Annotated in this window: 15 protein-coding genes; 6 read left to right on the top strand and 9 right to left on the bottom strand. The window is 58.5% G+C overall.

All coding sequences use genetic code 11. The annotated features are described in order from the left end of the window. Positions 1-32: 32 nt before the first annotated feature. The 5 genes from FHW77_RS00430 to FHW77_RS00410 all read right to left on the bottom strand — a co-directional run bounded on the left by FHW77_RS00430 (position 33) and on the right by FHW77_RS00410 (position 4,500). The gene (locus FHW77_RS00430; RefSeq protein ID WP_111814693.1) at positions 33-893 is read right to left on the bottom strand and encodes an alpha/beta fold hydrolase; all 861 of its coding nucleotides are present in this window, start codon (positions 891-893) and stop codon (positions 33-35) included. Positions 894-1,002: 109 nt separating this feature from the next. Then, entirely contained in the window at positions 1,003-1,923 is a 921-nt protein-coding gene (locus FHW77_RS00425) for an efflux RND transporter periplasmic adaptor subunit (RefSeq protein WP_111814729.1), read from the bottom strand. 2 nt (positions 1,924-1,925) lie between these two features. Next, the gene (locus FHW77_RS00420) at positions 1,926-2,132 is read right to left on the bottom strand and encodes a DUF1656 domain-containing protein (RefSeq protein WP_022563183.1); all 207 of its coding nucleotides are present in this window, start codon (positions 2,130-2,132) and stop codon (positions 1,926-1,928) included. After that, positions 2,129-4,132: an FUSC family protein gene (locus tag FHW77_RS00415; RefSeq protein ID WP_111814695.1), complete on the bottom strand. Its 2,004-nt coding sequence runs from the start codon at positions 4,130-4,132 to the stop codon at positions 2,129-2,131. Before FHW77_RS00415 ends, FHW77_RS00420 begins: the two co-directional genes overlap by 4 nt. Then, positions 4,129-4,500 carry a hypothetical protein gene (locus FHW77_RS00410; RefSeq protein ID WP_045531398.1) on the bottom strand — a complete coding sequence of 124 codons (372 nt, stop codon included), beginning with the start codon at positions 4,498-4,500 and terminating at the stop codon, positions 4,129-4,131. Before FHW77_RS00410 ends, FHW77_RS00415 begins: the two co-directional genes overlap by 4 nt. 73 nt (positions 4,501-4,573) lie before the next feature. Between FHW77_RS00410 and FHW77_RS00405 the strand changes: the two genes are divergently transcribed. After that, complete coding sequence (locus FHW77_RS00405; protein WP_162696271.1) at positions 4,574-5,380, top strand: AraC family transcriptional regulator; 807 nt, start codon at positions 4,574-4,576, stop codon at positions 5,378-5,380. Between the two features lie 39 nt (positions 5,381-5,419). Beyond that, on the top strand, positions 5,420-5,794 hold the full coding sequence (locus tag FHW77_RS00400) for a VOC family protein (protein ID WP_045531285.1): 375 nt from the start codon (positions 5,420-5,422) through the stop codon (positions 5,792-5,794). Between the two features lie 64 nt (positions 5,795-5,858). Here the strand turns inward: FHW77_RS00400 and FHW77_RS00395 are convergent, their stop codons facing one another. Further along, the gene (locus FHW77_RS00395; RefSeq protein WP_113732067.1) at positions 5,859-6,755 is read right to left on the bottom strand and encodes a LysR family transcriptional regulator; all 897 of its coding nucleotides are present in this window, start codon (positions 6,753-6,755) and stop codon (positions 5,859-5,861) included. A 125-nt stretch (positions 6,756-6,880) separates the two neighbouring features. On the opposite strand from FHW77_RS00395, the gene FHW77_RS00390 reads away from it, so the two are divergent. Further along, positions 6,881-7,852, top strand: a complete 972-nt coding sequence (locus FHW77_RS00390) for an MBL fold metallo-hydrolase (protein WP_111814699.1) — start codon at positions 6,881-6,883, stop codon at positions 7,850-7,852. A 34-nt stretch (positions 7,853-7,886) separates the two neighbouring features. Then, the gene (locus tag FHW77_RS00385) at positions 7,887-8,471 is read left to right on the top strand and encodes a pyridoxamine 5'-phosphate oxidase family protein (protein WP_004446044.1); all 585 of its coding nucleotides are present in this window, start codon (positions 7,887-7,889) and stop codon (positions 8,469-8,471) included. Positions 8,472-8,560: 89 nt separating this feature from the next. Here FHW77_RS00385 and FHW77_RS00380 read toward each other — a convergent pair whose 3' ends face one another. Together FHW77_RS00380 and FHW77_RS00375 are read right to left on the bottom strand one after the other, a co-directional pair. After that, the gene (locus FHW77_RS00380; protein ID WP_182590342.1) at positions 8,561-9,706 is read right to left on the bottom strand and encodes an MFS transporter; all 1,146 of its coding nucleotides are present in this window, start codon (positions 9,704-9,706) and stop codon (positions 8,561-8,563) included. A gap of 67 nt (positions 9,707-9,773) precedes the next feature. Continuing rightward, a complete protein-coding gene (locus FHW77_RS00375; protein ID WP_004446047.1) occupies positions 9,774-10,130 on the bottom strand; it encodes an antibiotic biosynthesis monooxygenase in 357 nt (118 codons plus the stop codon). Positions 10,131-10,253: 123 nt separating this feature from the next. Between FHW77_RS00375 and FHW77_RS00370 the strand changes: the two genes are divergently transcribed. Both FHW77_RS00370 and FHW77_RS00365 read left to right on the top strand, forming a co-directional pair. After that, positions 10,254-11,180 carry a LysR family transcriptional regulator gene (locus tag FHW77_RS00370; RefSeq protein WP_111814703.1) on the top strand — a complete coding sequence of 309 codons (927 nt, stop codon included), beginning with the start codon at positions 10,254-10,256 and terminating at the stop codon, positions 11,178-11,180. Between the two features lie 161 nt (positions 11,181-11,341). After that, positions 11,342-12,211 carry a LysR family transcriptional regulator gene (locus tag FHW77_RS00365; RefSeq protein WP_182590341.1) on the top strand — a complete coding sequence of 290 codons (870 nt, stop codon included), beginning with the start codon at positions 11,342-11,344 and terminating at the stop codon, positions 12,209-12,211. Positions 12,212-12,232: 21 nt separating this feature from the next. Here the strand turns inward: FHW77_RS00365 and FHW77_RS00360 are convergent, their stop codons facing one another. Next, on the bottom strand, positions 12,233-13,312 hold the full coding sequence (locus FHW77_RS00360; RefSeq protein ID WP_022563196.1) for a serine hydrolase domain-containing protein: 1,080 nt from the start codon (positions 13,310-13,312) through the stop codon (positions 12,233-12,235). Positions 13,313-13,327: the final 15 nt, after the last annotated feature.

Below are 13,327 nucleotides of genomic sequence, written 5' to 3'. Positions count from 1 at the left end.
TACACAGCAAGGGGCGGACGAAATCGACAGCCTCATGCGGTGAAAAACGAGATGAGCTCATGCGCCAGTTCCGCTGGAGCCTCTTCTGCCATGTGATGTCCGCAGTCTATTCCCAGACCCGAAAGGGGAAGGGTTGACCAGGGCTGCCATACCGACAGGACATCTCCGTACAACATTTCCAGATCGTCCTGCAGCGACCAAAGGACATGAAGTGGGCATGTCAGCTTTCTTCCGCAATTTCGATCATCAAGATCGTGGAGATGGTCTATGTGCATACCCGCGCGATAATCACCCAGCATGCCCTGAACAGTCCTGGGGTCTTCGACGGACGAGCGGAAGTCCGCGAAGTTTTCTTTTCCCATCGAAGCCTCGCTCCCGCCATACCATGCCAAGGGATCGGCAAGGATGGCCCGCTCGGGTTTGTCGTGTTGAGCAAAAAAGAACCAGTGCCACCATTGCTGTGCAAAGCGAAGATTGCATCGCTCCAGCGCGTCGAGGATCGGAACACCGTCGAGGATCGCGAGCTTCTCAACTCTTGCCGGGTGGTCCATCGCGGTGCGAAATGCCGTGTAACTTCCACGGTCGTGGCCGGCCAGAAAGAACCGGTCGAAACCGAGATGTTCCATGAGCGCAACACAGTCACGAGCCTTGGCCCGCTTTGACGACGCTTCATGATCATAGGGGTCAGACGGCTTGCCAGACTTGCCAAAACCTCGCAGATCGGGGCAAACAACCGTGAACTTGTCGGCCAGAATGGGAGCCACCTTGTACCAGGTTGTGTGTGTTCTCGGATGTCCGTGAAGCAGAAGAAGCGGCGGGCCCTTGCCGCCATGGCGAACCCGTAGTGTCGTTTCCGGGACATTGATCATTTCCAGCCTGAAATTTTCAAACATCGCGCTCCCCTTGGATCATGGAACGAACGGTCTCTGCCACCAGCGGTTCCATCTCGGCCTGCCGTGGCTTGGAACCGCGGGTCCCCTCAAAACTCTGCTTCGGTAGCGATCAGGGTGTGATGGCGGAGGGTAACGGATGACGAAGTGCCACCCGGTTACTCCTCTGCTCGATCGAAACGGTTGCGGTCCTTCCCGCAACGAGCCGAACCGTCTTTGGGGCGTCATCGATCTCGATCCGCACCGGGATTCTCTGGGCAAGTCGGACCCATGAGAATGTCGGGGCGACGCTTGCCAGAGAACCCGCATTATCGCTTCGCTCCCGATCCTCAATGCCCGCGGCAATGCCTGCGACACGTCCGGTGACCGACTGAGCTTCGCCCATGATACTGATCGTTACCGGATCGCCAATGTGGATCCGGGGGAGCTTCGTTTCTTCAAAATATCCTGCGACATAGACGGATTCTTCTTCCACCAGGGCTCCCACGGCGTTGCCGGAAACGACATAGTTACCCCTGCGCAGGGAAAAGTTGGTGATTGCACCGGATGCCGGTGCCCTGACCGTTGTGCGCTCCAGGTTGAGCCTTGCCAGATCCCGGGCAACCAGCGCAGATTGATAGGCGGCCTCTGCCTGATACATCCGGCTTTCGGCGTACTGACGCTCCTTGAGGCTTGCCGCCTCCTTTGATGCAAGCAGTTGATACCGTTCGAAATCGGTTTTCGCCAGCTCCGCCGCCGCCCTTGTCGCTGTTACCTGCGCTTCTGCCTCGCGCAGCGCGAGCTCGAAGCGATCTGTTTCGATGCGAAACAGCGGCGTTCCTTTCTCCACCTGTGCATTGTCCGACACCAGAACCTCGGCGACAGGCCCGGAAACATCTGGTGCCAATCGGATGATATCCGCCCGGACATGGGCATCACGCGTCCATGGTGCCTCCATGTAGAAAGACCATAGGTGCCAGCCCAGCACCGCAGCGCATCCCGTCATGGAGAAGGTGAGAAGCACTCGACCCGCGGTAAACGTCAGATTTTTCATGATCATGGAAACCAGTCGATAGCGGCAGAAAATCCGCCGACAAGGGTAATGTAAAGCGCAAGGTTGAACAGGGAGCGGTGCCATACCATCCGGTAAAACCCCATCTTTTCGAGAAGTGATGTGAGAAGACGAAATCCTGCATACGCAAACAATGCGAGCGCTGCGAACGAGGGCAGAAAAATGCCATAGAGATCGAGCTGTTCCTTCAAGCGGCTTTCCTCCAAGACCCGGGTATCTGGGGAACGGGCGCGTCAGCGTCCGGTGCAATGCACAGGCGAAGAGCAGCGGCGCGCAGCAGAAGTTCGTTATCCATCACGGTGATGGCCGCAGGAGAAAGGATCAGATCATCCAGCGCCAGGACGGCGCTTTCCAGGATTTTTCCACCTTTACCGGCACGGCCGCGGTATAGAATTGTGACCGCCTGAAAGACCGGTTGTGCAGCAAGGTGAATACCGTTCGAAACCTTGGGTAAAAGCTCCTGCATTGCAATCAGATGCAGCCCTGCCCGGATATCCCTTAACGGGTCATAGCCGCCGACCTCCGACACCGGAGGCAGTTTCGCCAGTCTTGAGGCGAACAGGCCGGCAACGTCAATCATGCGATAATGGGCGGCGAGAATGTCGGTTTGTTTACCAACGGCGATGTTCGCGACATGTTTCCGGACAACAGAAAGAAGCCTTCTCGCATTTGTCTCAACTCGCACGGATCGAAAGAGGCCGCAAACCGTGATCGTCCAGACCATTGCGAGTATGGTCGCCCCCGCAGCATTCACGAATGTGCCGAAATCTGTCGCGGGATGTGCCTGAAGGGTGAGAAAAAGGGGAAAGTTTATGCAAAGCCCCATGCCGACAATGGCGAGTGAAGGCACTGCAAGACATATGCCCGCCGGTATCAGAAACAACCCCAAAGCAGCAGAGAGCGATGCAAACCCGTCGATTACCGGAAGGACTGCAAAGCCGTAGACGAATGCCGCAATGGCTGCACCGATCGTCACATTAACAAACTTGCGCATGGCAGGAACCGGGTCGTCCATGGTGGCAAGGAGGCCGCAAAGGACACCGGATATCTGGGCGAAGGTAACTCCGTCGGACCAGCCGGTGGCGATCCAGAAGAAGAGCGATGTTACGAGGCATACTGCAACCGCCACCGACGACAGCCACGCCATTCCGATATCGCGATGCGGTGCGGGCGTTCTATCAGGCGCGCGGGCGCCTCTTGCTCCGTTTTCATCTTCAATGGATTTTCGAAGAGTAAGGCACTCGTCAGAGAGCCGAGAAACAGTCCGCAAGTCTCGGGTAAAATTGACAAGGAGGAGTTTTTCCCATGTCGGCAGCGAGGCGGGGAAGGCAAGCGCATCGATCGTGGAGAAGGAGCCTCCCGGACGCGAATCCGCCTCCGCGACTATCGCCAATGCCTTGTCCCGGCCGGCAGGGTCCAACCTTCCCAGCGATCGTCGCAAATCCTCCAGTTCGCTCAGTAGGGGCAGGAAGGAAACCATCCGGTGCTGCAGCGACTTCACCAGCGCCACTCTGCTTCGGTATCTGGATCCGTCATACTGAAGATGCACCGCGAACGACCGCAGATCGGCCGCCTCCCCCGTCAGGGCGTGGCGTTCCATCCGATTTTGGGTTTCGTCCATTTTGCCGGTTGCTGTGACTTCGAAAAGCTTCTGCGCTCTGGCCATCCATCCATCGATCCGGTTGAGAAGCGCTGTCCCCACGTGAACCGGAAAAACTACGTGACTGACAATCGACGCGCATATGATCGCGAGCCCGATCTCTTCGGTGCGGGAAACGACAATATCGAAGGTGTTTGCCGGGGCGTTGACGAGCGGCAGTCCTGCGAGAAGAACGGTATAGCCGGCTAACAGGAAAACATAACTGCGTGGTGTGCGATCGAGAAGACTGACAAAGGTGCACCCGGAGACCCATACGATGATCGCGCCGGAAAGCAATATCGGTTCGTTCACCAGGTTCGGGACCATGAGGATCGTCGCACCGCCGCCGATGACCGTGCCCAGAAGCCGATATACCGATTTCGACGATATCGCACCGGAGAGGGGATGAGCGACAATATAGACGGTTGCAACTGCCCAGGACGGTCGGTTCAAATCGAAGCTGATGGCAACAAAATATGCCAGCATGGCCGCAAGGAATGATTTCAGCGAAAAGACGACGTTCCCGCTGGTGACAACTGGCCGGCTGCTCACACCGCATCCTCCGGCGCGGGGGCGCTGCGCGCAATGCCTTGTTTATTGCTGGTGATCTCGTCTGCGAGGCTATAAGTCGCTGGCGACACATAACAAAAGAAGGGTACGGCGAGGCAGGCGTGCAGATAGGCTTCGGCCGGGTCGGCGGACTCACCGGGCGACATGGCCGGTGGATGGCGGGCAACGAGCGCTCGGGCTTTCGAAACGAGCCCGTCTGTCATCTTTTTCAGCACCGTAGCCCGGGCCAACCTTGCTCCCGGTCGTAACGGGAGAAGGGCGCAGAACCCGCGAGGTCCTTTCAGGGGAAGACGAATTTCAGTCCGGATAATATCCGACCACCAGCGGTCGTCGTATTTTTGAAGTGCCATAATCTTCTTCTCCAGCATCTTTCCGGATGACCCTATCGACAAAACCGGAAGAAGAATTTAGATATTCTCTCTAATGATCACTAAATACCACCAGAGGCCGATATCCCTGTCCGGCGCCCTCGCCGACCATGATCTCGAAAGCTCCTCGTCGCGCGTTCGCGCTGTGAGGATCGACGTGTCGCAGAACGAACGCGAGGCTCCGGAACACCAGCACCGCAAAGGCCAGCTTGTCATGCCCCTGCGGGGAGGCGTGACATGCCGCGTCCCAAGCGGCATGTGGATGGTTCCGCCTCATTGTGGCGTCTGGGTTCCAGGAGGCATGCGTCACAGCAACGTGGCGACCGCCAACGCGCGTTTGTTCTTCCTGTTCATCGAGCCGGGGGCCGCCGATCTGCCGAACCGGTGCTGCACGCTTTCCCTGTCCCCGCTCGTCAGGGAGTTGATCATCGAGATGGCCGACCAGTCCGCAGTGGCGACTGCTGACTCGGAAGTCATGGCAACGCTGCTTCTGTCAGCCTTGTCGCGGATGCCGGTTGAGCATCTTCATCTGCCGCTGACGGATGAGCCCCGGCTTGCACGCATTGCATCGGAACTGGCGGAAGATCCATCCGACCGTAGTACGATGGCACAATGGGCAAAACGAATGGCGATGAGCGAGAATTCGCTTGCCCGCCTCGTCCAAAACGAGACGGGCCTGACCTTCGGCCGCTGGCGACAACAATTGCAGGTGATTGTCGCGATCCGAAGCCTTGCCGCGGGGGCAACGGTGCAGCAGGTTTCGGGCGATCTTGGATATCAATCCGTGTCTGCGTTCATAACCATGTTCAAGAAAGCGCTTGGCACATCACCTGCCCGATATCTGGGAAATTTCGACCGCTGAACGTCAGAAAACACCGCAACACCTGAGAGGAGATAAAACATGTTCACCCACATCATGATCGGCAGTAACGACCTAGAGCGGGCCAGGAAATTCTACGATGCCGTCTTTGTCGCACTGGGCGGCAAGCCCGGCGAAATGGATGCAAGAGGCCGACTGATTTACGCCCATGAGGGTGGGCGGCTCATGATCACGAAACCGATCGATGGCAAGCCGGCGACTGCTGCCAACGGCGGAACGATCGGTATTGCGGCGGCGACCCCCGATCATGTTTTAGCCTGGCATGCCGCCGGCGTCGCGCATGGCGGCACGGCAATCGAGAGCCCGCCGACGGCGCGTCCGAACGGGGCGTTCGTCGCATATCTTCGCGATCCCGATGGAAATAAACTGACCGCTCGGACGCCTCCGACGACATGAGGCAGGCAACCTTGCGCTCGGTTGGCTGCAGAAATGAAGCTCGGTCGTGGCTCCGGAGCGGAACTTATTGAGCCATCCGCTCGCGCAGGCGGGGTGTGAGCCAGTCGAGAAAGCACCGCACTTTCATCGACAAGGGCTCGGCCGGCCCATGAATGACATTAACAGGCAGCGGTTCAGGTGCGAACTCGGTCAAAATTTCCTGTAAGGCGCCGGAACGCAGTTGATCGGCGACCTGGTAGGAGAGCACCCGGATGATGCCAATACCGGACATGGCTGCCTGAATTGCGGCCTCTGTCGTGTTGACCGCAAGCCTGGGGCGGGGTTCGACATTGAAGGTCGTCCCGTCGCGGCGGTAACGAACTTCGGGCGCGGTCGCGAAGCCCTGAAAGCTTATACCGTCGTGCCGGGCGAGGTCATCGGGATCAAGCGGAACGCCTCGCCGGGCGATATAGTCAGGACTGGCGCAGACGACCCGACGGACCGAACCGACACGGGTTGCGATCAGCGCGCTATCGGCCAGATGGCCGATACGCAGCGCTACGTCAACGGGTTCATCCGCCAGACTTATCTGACGGTCCGTCAGCGTCAGCCGCATGTCGATTTCGGGTTGTTCCCTCAGGAATTCGAGCACTATGGGCAGAACGTGGCGCTCCCCGAACGCGATCGGAGCCGTCATATGCAGCCCTCCGCGCAGCGCGCCGTAATCGCCGCTTGCCTGCCGCTCAGCCGCGTCCAGTTCCCCCAGAATACGCCGGGAAGCGGCGACGTAATTTCGCCCTTCCTCCGTCAAGGTCAGCCCGCGGCGGGTACGCAGTACCAGACGGGCTCCAAGATGCTTTTCGAGGTCGGCGACCTTGCGGCTGACCGTGGCGAGCGGCGCCTGCAATCGCCGTGCGCCGGCCGAGAGGCTGCCGGCATCGACCACCGCGAGCAGCACTGACATCGCTTCGAACCGATCCATTTCATCCTTCCATAAATTGAGAGGTAATCTCCTGAAATCGCAGGATACCCTATTGGTTTTGGATATCCTAGCTTTCATGATGTCGGGGATCTTCCCCCCATTGCCACAATAAGGAGAAAGACATCATGCCCGATCTTTCGCGTCGTGCCTTTGCCAGCGCCCTTCCTTTTGGCCTCCTCGGGGGAGGACTGATCCATAGTGCGCAGGCCATCGCCGCAACGCCGGAACCGGTCGCGACGCTGGCCAGCGTAACCCCGCTGGCGCAGATCCGCATCGGCCGCTTTACGGTGACGGCGCTGACGGATGGTTATGCGGATATGCCCTACAACTTCTTCCCGGGGCGGGATCCGGCCGAGGTGGAACAGGCGGCTGCCGCCCAGTTCACCGCCAGGCCAAGCGGAGTGCGATTTCTGTTCAATCAGTATCTCGTCGATGATGGCCAACGCCGCATCCTGATTGATGCCGGCGCAGCGGGCTCCATCGGGCAAACCGGCAACCTGCCGCAGGCCCTCGCCAGGCTCGGTCTGCGGCTTGATCAGATTGACGCGGTGATCGTGACGCATATGCATCAGGACCACATGGGCGGCCTGATCGCCGGCGGCAGGAACAACTATCCGCACGCTGAAGTCTATATCGATCGACGCGACGTCAAGCATTGGACCGACCCGGCCAAGCGTAGTGGCGCACCGGATTACCTTCAGACCAGCTTTCAGATGGCGGAAGAGATCGTGCGTCTCTACCCCAGACTTCAGGCGATGGACGGGGAGCGCGAAATCGTGCGGGGCGTCTCGATTGTCGACCTGAGCGGCCATACACCCGGCCATATCGGTGTTCGCGTGGAAGATGAGGGAAAGAGCCTTATCATGGTTTCAGACATGATCTTCCCGGTCGTACATCCGGCAGCGACTGACGTGTTCTTTCTGTTCGAACAGGACCGGGCAGCGGCCAAGGCAATGCGCGACCGCTTCTTTCCCCGCGCTGCGTCGGAAGGCACACTCATAGCGGCGACGCACATGCCGTTCCCGGGGCTGGGCCACGTCGTTGCCGATCGGGGACAAATCCGCTGGCAGGTTGCGGACTGGGCTTTGCAAGACTGAGGCCGGTTCAGGCCTCTGGAAAGGCAGATGGAAAATGAGCAGATATCTCGATATTGCCACGACTCCTTCCGTCGCGGCCGCGCAGGATAAGTATGGAAGCGCGGAGCAATGGGCGCGGATTGCCGCGCGCGGTGGCGTGGATGAAACGACCCGGGGTCAGCGCCTTGGCCCCGCAGAGGCAGGCTTCATCGGGGAGCGTGACGGTTTTTATCTTGCCAGTGTCTCGGAAACGGGCTGGCCTTACGTGCAGTACAGGGGCGGACCAGCCGGTTTTCTCACCGTTCTCGAGCCGGCACTCCTGGGCTTTGGAGATTTTCGCGGCAACCGGCAATACATTACGACAGGTAATGTGACGGCAAATGACCGTGTGTCACTGTTCCTGATGGACTACGCGCACCGGCAACGCCTGAAAATCTTTGGACGCATCCGGATCATCGACGCAGCAGATGACCCGTCGCTGGCGGAGAGGCTGACCATGCCAGACTATTCCGCTCGGGTGGAGCGTCTTGTCCTCATCGGCGTGGAGGCTTTCGACTGGAACTGCCCCCAGCACATAACGCCGCGCTTTACACTTGCTGAGCTGCAACGATGGCGACAGACACCAGGCGCGGCGCCTTGAAGTTGGTCCGAGGCGCCCGCGATGACGGCTCTTATGAACGACGTGAGCCGTTTGCGGAAATCATGTCCGCATTCGGCTCGCGTCTGTCATCAAGTAGATTGCTTCGACGGAAATGCCCTCTCCTTTTCCAGGTAAGCAATAACAAAAGCGAGAGACAGTAGCGCCAAAACCGACCAGGAGAGCCAGTTGATGCCGGAGTGTTCGAGCAACAGGCCACCAATGATGCCGCCGCCCGCAATCGCAAGGTTCCAGGCGGTCACGATCATGGCTTGCGCTACCTCCGACGCCTTTCCCGAGGTTTTGGCGGCAGCGGTCTGAAACAGTGTGGCTGCGCCGCCGAAAGCCAATCCCCATACACCGGTTGCCAGCCAGAAGAGTTCAGGCACGTTTCCTCCGAGGCCGAAGGTCAAGGCGGCGCCAGCGAAGAGCATGATGCTTGCCAGCACAAGTTCGCGCAGCCAGCGCCCGATCAGATAGCCGACAATACCAATCCCTGCGATGGCCGTTACCCCGAACAACAGCAGAACAACGTCGAGCTTCTGAGTTAATTCCGCAGGAGCCACGAGCGGGGCGATGTAGGTATAGAGGATGTTGTGCGCCAGGACGAACAGCAACGTCACCATCAAGACAGACTTGATCCCACCTGTTGCCAACGCTCCGCCGATCGTGATCCGTTCGTTGATCGTGGTGCCCGGATAATCGGGCACCTTCACCAACACCCAGCCGATCAAAACCACGGTGAGCGCGGTCATGGCCGAAAATGTACTTCGCCAACCGATCTCGGACCCTATCAGCGTCCCGGTGGGAATACCCAATGACAGGGCCAGCGGCGTACCGACCATCGCGACAGCGATGGCGCGCCCCTTGAGTTCATCCGGAACCATGCGCGCCGCGTAACCGGCAACCATCGCCCAAAGCAGGCCTGCGGATACGCCGGCAAAAAATCGCGCCATCAGCAGGATGCCAAAACTGTCCGTGACGGATGTTATCGTATTGGCCACGGCAAAACCGGCAATGGCGCAGAGGAGAAGTGGTTTGCGGCGAAACCGCTGAGTGGCTGCGGTGAGCGGAATGGCCGCCACCAGAGACCCTATGGCGTAAACCGTGACGAGTTGGCCGACTACAGCGGGGCTGACGCCAAGGTCCGTGCTCATTTGTGGAAGAAGCCCTGCTGGCAGGGCCTCCGTCAAAATGGTTATGAAGCCAGCCGTGGCAAGGGCAAGCAGCGCCGCCATCGGCAATCGATTGCCATCTGATCCTGCGGCCGTTTTGCGGTTGTCCGGGAACGAATGTGACATGGTGTCAGCCCGTCTTGCCCAATTTGGGCAAAACGAGATCGCCGACAGAGTATGTATGGAATTCGCTGGTGGAGACGGTGTCGAGCTTACGGAATTTTTCAACGAAAACCGGATCTGAAAAGAATTCGTCTACGTTGCCCGCCCCCTGAATTGCTTCGATATTGACCACGGTCAGCCCGTCAGTACTCTTCGCAAGATTGCTCCACAGAAATCCGGGCTTTCGTTCTGCCACGTAGTGGACCACGTCCTGAATGATTTGAAACGCTTCATCCTGCTTGCCCGGATGGGCATGAATGACATTGACGATGAAAGTTGTCGGCTCCGGGGCGATGGCAAATCCGGCGGTGAATGTGCTGTCCATATGCTTTCCTTTCGTGAAAATCGGTACCCATTGTCGGGTCCCACTGGATATCGGCCGAGCGATAAGCGATAAACAGTCGCGTATTCCAATCAGAGCGGAAGAATATTCCTTAATGGGAGCGATATGGATAAGCTTGGGACGCTGAGTATTTTCGTTCAGGCGGCGGAAGGCGGCAGCTTCGTTGCAGCCTCTCAAAGGCTGGGTCTCTCCAGCTCCGCCGTTGGCAAGGCCATTGCGCGGCTTGAGCAGGAGATGGGAGTACGGCTTTTCCATCGCTCGACCCGCAGCATGACGCTGACGGAGGAAGGGAGCTTTTTTCTCGATACCTGTCGGCGCGTTCTGTCTGAGCTGGACAGGGCGCAGGCGCAGCTTTCAAGGTCCCACAGCGAACCTCATGGCCTGTTGCGCGTGAGTTTTCCGCTGACGGGAATGCTGCTAATGCCCGCAATATCCGCGTTCATGAAAGCGTATCCCGACATCACGCTGGATCTCGATTTTACCGACCGACTGGTTGACGTGATAGAAGAAGGTTTCGATGCCGTTGTCCGCACTGGCGAGGTGCGCGACACGCGGCTGATGAGCCGCAAACTTGGTTCTTTCCGACACCGGATAGTCGCCTCGCCTGCCTATCTGGAGAGAGAAGGCATCCCGCTCGTTCCCGAGGACCTGTCAAGTCATCGCTGCATGCATCACCGATTTGCCAACTCGGGCAAACTGGAGCCATGGCCGCTGGCCAGAGGCGGCAAAGATCTGCGCATCGCGCTGCCGACGACGACGGTTGCCAGCACGCTTGAACCGCTTATCCACCTTGCAGAAAACGGCTTTGGCATAACCTGCCTGCCACACTTCGCCGTGGCTCAACAGATCGAACAGGGCACGCTGGTCTCGATACTCCAAGACTTCACAGCAGAAGCGGGTGTTTTCCGCGTCCTCTGGCCGACAAGCCGTTATCTATCGCCAAAAATCCGCGTGTTCGTTGACTTCATGGCTGATAATCTTTTCGTGCCGGAAAGGGCTGCAGCTCATGTCAACGGGCAGAAAGCTGGCTAAAGGTTTCCTTCACCCCGTTATTTCCGGCCGGTGTCGCGCGAGCCAGGCCACCGCAGGCAGCCGACGCCTGAGACTGCGGGCGAAGGGCTGCCGCCTATTTTCGCCAGGCGCGGTCCATGCCATTGTGTTCATGCACGTTTTGAAGGCTAAGGCAGGTTCGCATGCAGCGATTTTCATTGGGATCCATCGATCTTAATCTACTCAAGGTCATCTATGCCCTCGTCGTCAAAGGCAACATGACGGCAGCAGGCGAGTATATCGGTCTCTCCCAACCCGCCATGAGCCATGCGCTAAAGCGCGCTCGTGCCATAACGGGTGACGAATTGTTCCGGAAGACGTCAGGTGGTTTCGTGATGACGCGGTTCTGCGCGGAGATTTTTCCGGCAGTGCGGCGTATCATCGAAGACACCGAAACAGTGATGCTGTCACATCTCAAATTCGAACCGGAAACATCGCACCGCGCCTTCAGGATCGGAATGAACGACTATTTCTCCGTCGTCCTGATGCCTCGCCGAAATTTCCTCCCCGTCGTACAGGAGCATCTCGATGAAGGCACGATTGATGTCGCCGTCATGACGGCGGACAATTTTCCGGCCCGTTACCGCTGTACCTCACTCTTTACGGAGAGGCGCGTCTGTATCATGTCGGCCACCAATCCGGCCGCGCAGAAGCCGCTGACGCTGGATGCGCTGCTGTCGCTTGGACACGTCAAGGTCACCTCCGCGCCAAGCCGTCGTGGCTGGATCGACGAGCGGCTGGACGCCATGGGGCTTGAGCGAAGAGTCGTTGCCGTCGTGCCCCATTTTTCTGCCGCGGTGGCGATCATAGCCCGCAGCGATCTTGTGGCGATCATGCCGGAAAGCGTTGCAAAACTCTTCGAACGCTCGCACGAACTGCTGCTGCTGGAATCTCCCTTTGCAGAAGAAAAACAGTCGACCAGCATGATCTGGCTTGCCGAAAAGGAGCGCGATCCGGCAAGCCAGTGGCTGCGGGAGCAGATTTCCGACTGTTTCATCGGGGACGCGCCCTGATGGATCAGCGGCCTTGCAGCATCATCCGGTCGTCAACTTTGCGCGGATGAAATGATCGGCGACGCCAAGGAAATTTTCCATGGTCACCGCCGGCAATTCTTCCTTGAAGCTGCCGTCATTGCGGGCAATCGCCAGATGATCAGGGATTGCTCTCCTGTTGACGAAAACCATGTCGAGCGCTGGCAGGCACAGGATGAACTGCCCGAAATGGCCGGCGGCAACACAGGCGCCCTGCCATTCCGGCGTCTCATCCGTCACCACGGGAATCCACCAGAGATAGCTGTAGCCGGCAATCCGCGACTTTTCGCTCTCATTCATGCTTTCCGCAGGAACGCGGATCTTTGTGCTTTCTGCAACCCATTCGGTCGGCATCACCTGCGTGTCGCCCCAACGACCCTGTCGGACCATCGCAAGCCCCAGCCGCGCCATGTCGCGCCCGGACAGGAAGAAGTGATAGGCAAGGTATCGCGATGCGCCCTCGTAACCCATCATCCGCTGGCGAGAAAGGTCGAAATCCTGCATTTGCATCGGGCCTGCGAAATCTTCCTCGAATGCCTTGAAGACACTGCGGCCGGTCAACTGTTCAAAAGCGGCCCCGAGAACGTTGAAATCCCAGTTGTTGTAGTGGAAATACGTGCCGGGTTTCTTCGAGCCGCGCTCGGGAATGTTCTTGGTATTGCTGCCGGGGCTCCCAGGCCGATGGTAAACGCCGGAACTGCTGATCAGAAGGTCCCGCAGCGTCGCCGTCTTTTCGATAGGCAACAGGCCGTGATCCTCATCGATGCCGAGGTCCGCCATGGTCAGATCGAGATCGATCTTTCCTTCGGCAACGGCTTTGCCCATCAGCATCGACAGGATGCTCTTGCGGGTCGAGGCGAGATAGCTCACCTCGGAAATATCACCGTAGCTATAGAGGATTTCGCCACCGGCAACCGCGATAAACGACGTGGTCGGCAAGGCCTCCAGAGCCGCATCGACTTTCGAGCGAACATCGGCGGAAAGACCGTGGTCGGCAGGATTAGCTACCTGCTTCCATTCCTGTGAGGGAAATTCCTGGCCTTGCTCGGCAGACAAATGTTCCAGAGGTGCTGAAACAGACATATTTCTTCCTTTTGC

The sequence above is a fragment of the Agrobacterium sp. RC10-4-1 genome, assembly GCF_014138475.1.
Classification (GTDB): Bacteria; Pseudomonadota; Alphaproteobacteria; order Rhizobiales; family Rhizobiaceae; genus Agrobacterium; species Agrobacterium pusense.
This window is presented reverse-complemented; position numbering and strand designations above follow the sequence as displayed.

What these genes read in the sequence shown, in the direction of transcription:
- FHW77_RS00430 (WP_111814693.1), bottom strand. Translation starts at nt 893, where the DNA reads ATGTTTGAAAATTTCAGGCTGGAAATGATCAATGTCCCGGAAACGACA.
- FHW77_RS00425 (WP_111814729.1), bottom strand. Translation starts at nt 1,923, where the DNA reads ATGAAAAATCTGACGTTTACCGCGGGTCGAGTGCTTCTCACCTTCTCC.
- FHW77_RS00410 (WP_045531398.1), bottom strand. Translation starts at nt 4,500, where the DNA reads ATGGCACTTCAAAAATACGACGACCGCTGGTGGTCGGATATTATCCGG.
- FHW77_RS00405 (WP_162696271.1), top strand. Translation starts at nt 4,574, where the DNA reads ATGATCACTAAATACCACCAGAGGCCGATATCCCTGTCCGGCGCCCTC.
- FHW77_RS00400 (WP_045531285.1), top strand. Translation starts at nt 5,420, where the DNA reads ATGTTCACCCACATCATGATCGGCAGTAACGACCTAGAGCGGGCCAGG.
- FHW77_RS00395 (WP_113732067.1), bottom strand. Translation starts at nt 6,755, where the DNA reads ATGGATCGGTTCGAAGCGATGTCAGTGCTGCTCGCGGTGGTCGATGCC.
- FHW77_RS00390 (WP_111814699.1), top strand. Translation starts at nt 6,881, where the DNA reads ATGCCCGATCTTTCGCGTCGTGCCTTTGCCAGCGCCCTTCCTTTTGGC.
- FHW77_RS00385 (WP_004446044.1), top strand. Translation starts at nt 7,887, where the DNA reads ATGAGCAGATATCTCGATATTGCCACGACTCCTTCCGTCGCGGCCGCG.
- FHW77_RS00380 (WP_182590342.1), bottom strand. Translation starts at nt 9,706, where the DNA reads ATGGCGGCGCTGCTTGCCCTTGCCACGGCTGGCTTCATAACCATTTTG.
- FHW77_RS00375 (WP_004446047.1), bottom strand. Translation starts at nt 10,130, where the DNA reads ATGGACAGCACATTCACCGCCGGATTTGCCATCGCCCCGGAGCCGACA.
- FHW77_RS00370 (WP_111814703.1), top strand. Translation starts at nt 10,254, where the DNA reads ATGGATAAGCTTGGGACGCTGAGTATTTTCGTTCAGGCGGCGGAAGGC.
- FHW77_RS00365 (WP_182590341.1), top strand. Translation starts at nt 11,342, where the DNA reads ATGCAGCGATTTTCATTGGGATCCATCGATCTTAATCTACTCAAGGTC.
- FHW77_RS00360 (WP_022563196.1), bottom strand. Translation starts at nt 13,312, where the DNA reads ATGTCTGTTTCAGCACCTCTGGAACATTTGTCTGCCGAGCAAGGCCAG.